This window comes from Stenotrophomonas sp. 2YAF22 (assembly GCF_052114665.1).
GTDB lineage: Bacteria > Pseudomonadota > Gammaproteobacteria > Xanthomonadales > Xanthomonadaceae > Stenotrophomonas > Stenotrophomonas indicatrix.
Genome location: NZ_JBFRFE010000405.1, coordinates 1 through 4,003 on the forward strand (window position 1 = coordinate 1; position 4,003 = coordinate 4,003).

A 4,003-nucleotide genomic window follows, 5' to 3' on the forward strand; every position below is an offset into this window, starting at 1 on the left:
GGCCTGGAAGCGCATGCGGTATTCCGATACCCGCTTGATGAAGACCTCATGCACACGCTTGTGCGCGGCACAGAACGGGTAGCCGGCCTCCTCCATCAGCTCTTCTTCGAATGCGAAGTGCGACATGGTGTAGTCCACCACCTCGTCGATCACTTCGCCCACCGCTGCCCGCTGCAGGCTGGTCTGCGCCACGTGCAGGTGGTTGAGCATTTCGATGATGCGGCGGTGTTGTTGATCGATCACATCGATGCCGATGTTCAGATCGTCCTGCCAGACCAGTAGTGCCATCCCCGGCTCCCCTTCATGCTGATGTCGGGGCCGACTGTAGAGGCGCCGCCCACGGGCGGCGTTGATCTGGATCAAGGCATGCCTGTCAGGACAGCGCAGCCTCGCGCGGGCGCAGCGGGCTGGCCACCGTGGTGCAGCTGACCCGGTTGCGGCCTCCGGCCTTGGCCAGGTACAGCTGGCGATCGGCCTCGGAAATCAGCCGGTGCAGCGCATCACGCTGTGGCCGCAGGCAGCACAGGCCGATGCTGACCGTCATGCGCAGCGTGGCACTGCCGATGTCCACTTCCAGCGCGGCGATGCGCTGGCGCAGCTCCTCGAAATAGAGCAGAGCTTCGTCCTGTTCCATGTCCGGCACCAGCAGACAGAATTCCTCGCCGCCGAAGCGCGCGATCAGGTCCTGGCTTCGCGCGTGGTCGCCGACAGCACGGGCGACCGCGCGCAGTGCATCGTCACCGGCCTCATGGCCGTGGGTGTCGTTGATGTGCTTGAAATGATCGATGTCGATCATCGCCACCGCCACGCACTGGCCGTGCAGCTGCAGTTGCGGCAGCTGGCGCTGGCTCTGTTCCAGGAAGCAGCGGCGGTTGGGCAGGCCGGTGAGGAAATCGCGGGTGGCGAGGTCCTGCAGCGTGCCGATCAATTCCAGCTGGTCCACATTCTGCGAGACGCGGCAGAAGAACTCTTCGCGCGAGAAGGGTTTGCGCAGGAAGTCATTGGCGCCGTTCTTCAGGAAGCGCGGAATCAGCGACGCATCGGTATTGCCGGAAATGCCGATCACCGCCACCTTGTCGCGCGAGCGCAGGGTACGCAGGCGGCGGGTGAACTCCACGCCCTGCATGCCCGGCATCTCCTGGTCGACCACGGCCAGGCGGATCGCCGGGTGCGCCTCGATCGCCGCCAGGCCTTCATTGCCATCGGCCGCCTCGTACACCTCGTGACCGTACATGCGCAGCAGGGCGGCGGCATAGCCGCGTGCGGACGGCGAGTCGTCCACCACCAGCGCGGCGATGCGCCGGTTGCGTTCCAGACGCTGCACCAGCCAGACCAGATAGTCGATGCTGCCCGGAGTGTTCTTCAGCACGTAATCGATGATTTGCTGCTGCAGCACGCGCTTGCGCAGGTCCTCGTCGTACACGCCGCTGACCACCACGGTCGGCAGGTTGCGCTTGAGGAAGAACTCGACCACCGCGTCGCGGTCGCCATCAGCCAGCACCAGCCCGGTCAGGACCAGGAACCAGCCGTCCTCGGTGCTGAGCAGCCGGTCGGCCTCGGCCAGCGAGCTGGCCACCACCACCGGCAGCTCCAGGCGTTGTTCGATTGCCTCGCGCAGCATGCCGGTGAACGCGCGCGAGTTTTCCACCAGCAGGATCCGCTGAGGCAGGGGATCGGTCAGGTCGCCATCCAGAGCGGCCTGCGACAGGACGGGCATGATGCGGTGGCTCATGTGGGAAAGTCTTGGCACGGGTAGCGGCGGTTTCGGGTGTAACTTTAGCCGGACAGGGTGCTTGGCCCGACCGATATCGGCTCAGTCCGGCTGTATGATCGCCGATCGAAGCTGCGTGGACGGTTCGTGCAGCACCAGACGAAGCCGGTTGCTGCGGCAATGTACCGAGCCACCATAGGCCAGTATCCGACCGGCCAGACGTTCGACGGCCTGGTGGGTTGTCCGGGTCGACAGCACGCAGCGCCGGTCGAGCAGCGAGACCACTACCACGATGCCACGGCGACTGCCTGAGTTGCCGCACCGGGCCGCTACGCAGACCTGCCCGGATTCCAGTTCCAGCAGCAGTGAGACCGCCTCGATCAGGGTGCGGTAGATGGCCAACTGCAGATCCACGGTCAGCAGGCAAGGGTTGCCCGCCAGTCTGGGCGGAGTCACGCGGTGCGTGTTGCTCCAGTTTTTGCATGCACCGCCGGCCTGCAGCGCGACATACAGCCCGACCTGCTCCACCCCAGTGGGATAGACCAGGCTGGCCTGTTCACGGAACAGCCGTGAATGCACGGACGACGCATGTCGCAGGCTGTTTGCCACCGCATGGTGGCCTTGGGAGTTGAGCCAGTTGATCATCTCGTCGAGTGAACTGTCCATGCCCTCGCTCAGATGCTTGAGGTGGATGGCTCGTTCACGCAGCTCACGCTCGCTGGTCTGGTGGGAGCTGCGCGCCAAGCGCAACGTGGTTTCCTCTGCCAGACCGCGGGATCTTGCGCGCTGATGGTGATAGCTGATGCTCGATCCCAGTGCGAGCAGAGCGACGCTCATCACAGCCATGTTCTGTTGGGTAGCGAACGTGCCCAGGTCGAAGGAGGAGGGCAGGCCGGTGCTGGGCGTCGCGGCATGAAGCGGGAGGTTCAACAGCGGAATTGCGATGGCTGCACCGCGCCAGCCATGCATGAAGGTCAGGGCGATGGCGGGCAAGGCCGCTATCAGTACAAGGTGTGTGCGGGCGGTATGGGCGCTGCTGCCTGTCAGCTGCATACCCAGCCCCAGTATCAGCATCAACAGGATCGCTACAGCGGTAGGCGCGACAAAGCGGGGGCGCCAGCTGGGATCTGCGTGCCGCAGGGTCCACAGGAAGGCCAGCGGGACCAGGGTGATGATGGCTGCGAAGTGGCCGAAGATCGTTCGATCGACCGCGTCCAGCAGGTTGCTCGGCGGCGGATTGGACCAGAGGACATATGAAATGCTCAGATTGAGACCCGGGACCAACAGCGCTGTGCATAACGACAACGACAGCAGCCAGAGGCCGGTGGCTGCCTCGGATGGTGTTCTCATTCGATGCAGATAGATCACCAGCATCGCCATCGGCATCAGCAGCGTCGACGCCAGGATGACCCAGTCCAGGCCGTAGGTATCGATCATGGGAAGGCGCAGCTTGGCGAAGTAGATGTACTCGCCGAGCAGTAGATAGGGCCACAGGCGCGTCGGGACGATCAGCAGCGCAGCCGCCCGGATACCCGCTGGCAGGAAGAACTGGTCCAGCGAGAACTGGCGTGAGATGAGGCAGCTGGCAGCGTAGACGGCGGCCAGTGCAAGTCCGACCGGCCGGAGGCGGAAGCTCACCTCGAAGGCATTCTTCAATCGGTCCAAAAAACCTCCCTTACCATCGCTCAGCTACCGCTCGCCCAGGAATTGACACTATCCACGGATGAGTGCGGACGCAATCGGCACCCCATGTTCTTCTGCCAAGGACATGGCACGCGGACATAGGGTGCACATATGGGACTAAATCGTCCGGATTATCCCCCCATCACTGCGTTGCGGCGGGAAGACGTTACTATCGTTGCGACGTTGTTTGCTCTCACCCCGACCAGGAGGTCATTGTGCGATCCATGTTTTTTGGTGTTGTAACCACTGCAGCAGTGTTCGTCGCAGCTCCGGTATTCGCGAGTGATAGAGGAGGCGGTGACTACCACGGCAAGCCCTTGGCAAGCGCCGCAGTCTCGACCGCAGGGCTCGGCGAGACCGCTCCCGCCGCTGCAGACATCAGCGCCGATCCCGCTTGGCAGGTGTACGCTTTCCAGCGCGATGGCGTGGTCTATCTGCAGGTCAACGATCTGGCCGGGCAGGTAAAGGTGATCATCGGCAACGCCGGTGATGCCTACTTCGTATTGCCCGCAGGCAAGTCTGCGGCGCGTGTTTCGCTTCCCGGTCAGCGACTGACTGTTCCGGCTGCGGCACGGCGTTTCGAGGTATATCGTGCGCAGGACGTGGTAC

4 protein-coding genes are annotated in these 4,003 nt (G+C 63.6%); 1 reads left to right on the forward strand and 3 read right to left on the reverse strand.

Annotated features, from left to right (window positions below):
- The 3 genes from AB4Y84_RS15385 to AB4Y84_RS15395 all read right to left on the reverse strand — a co-directional run.
- Window positions 1–288: bacteriohemerythrin (locus AB4Y84_RS15385; protein WP_442250387.1), on the reverse strand; the 288-nt coding region annotated here is incomplete at its 3' end.
- Window positions 289–373: 85 nt separating this feature from the next.
- Window positions 374–1,717: a diguanylate cyclase gene (locus AB4Y84_RS15390; RefSeq protein WP_089239961.1), complete on the reverse strand. Its 1,344-nt coding sequence runs from the start codon at window positions 1,715–1,717 to the stop codon at window positions 374–376.
- Between the two features lie 96 nt (window positions 1,718–1,813).
- Window positions 1,814–3,376, reverse strand: a complete 1,563-nt coding sequence (locus AB4Y84_RS15395) for an MASE1 domain-containing protein (protein ID WP_363730974.1) — start codon at window positions 3,374–3,376, stop codon at window positions 1,814–1,816.
- Window positions 3,377–3,618: 242 nt separating this feature from the next.
- Here AB4Y84_RS15395 and AB4Y84_RS15400 point away from each other — a divergent pair.
- A partial coding sequence (locus AB4Y84_RS15400) for a hypothetical protein (protein WP_442250388.1) occupies window positions 3,619–4,003 on the forward strand: 385 nt, incomplete at its 3' end.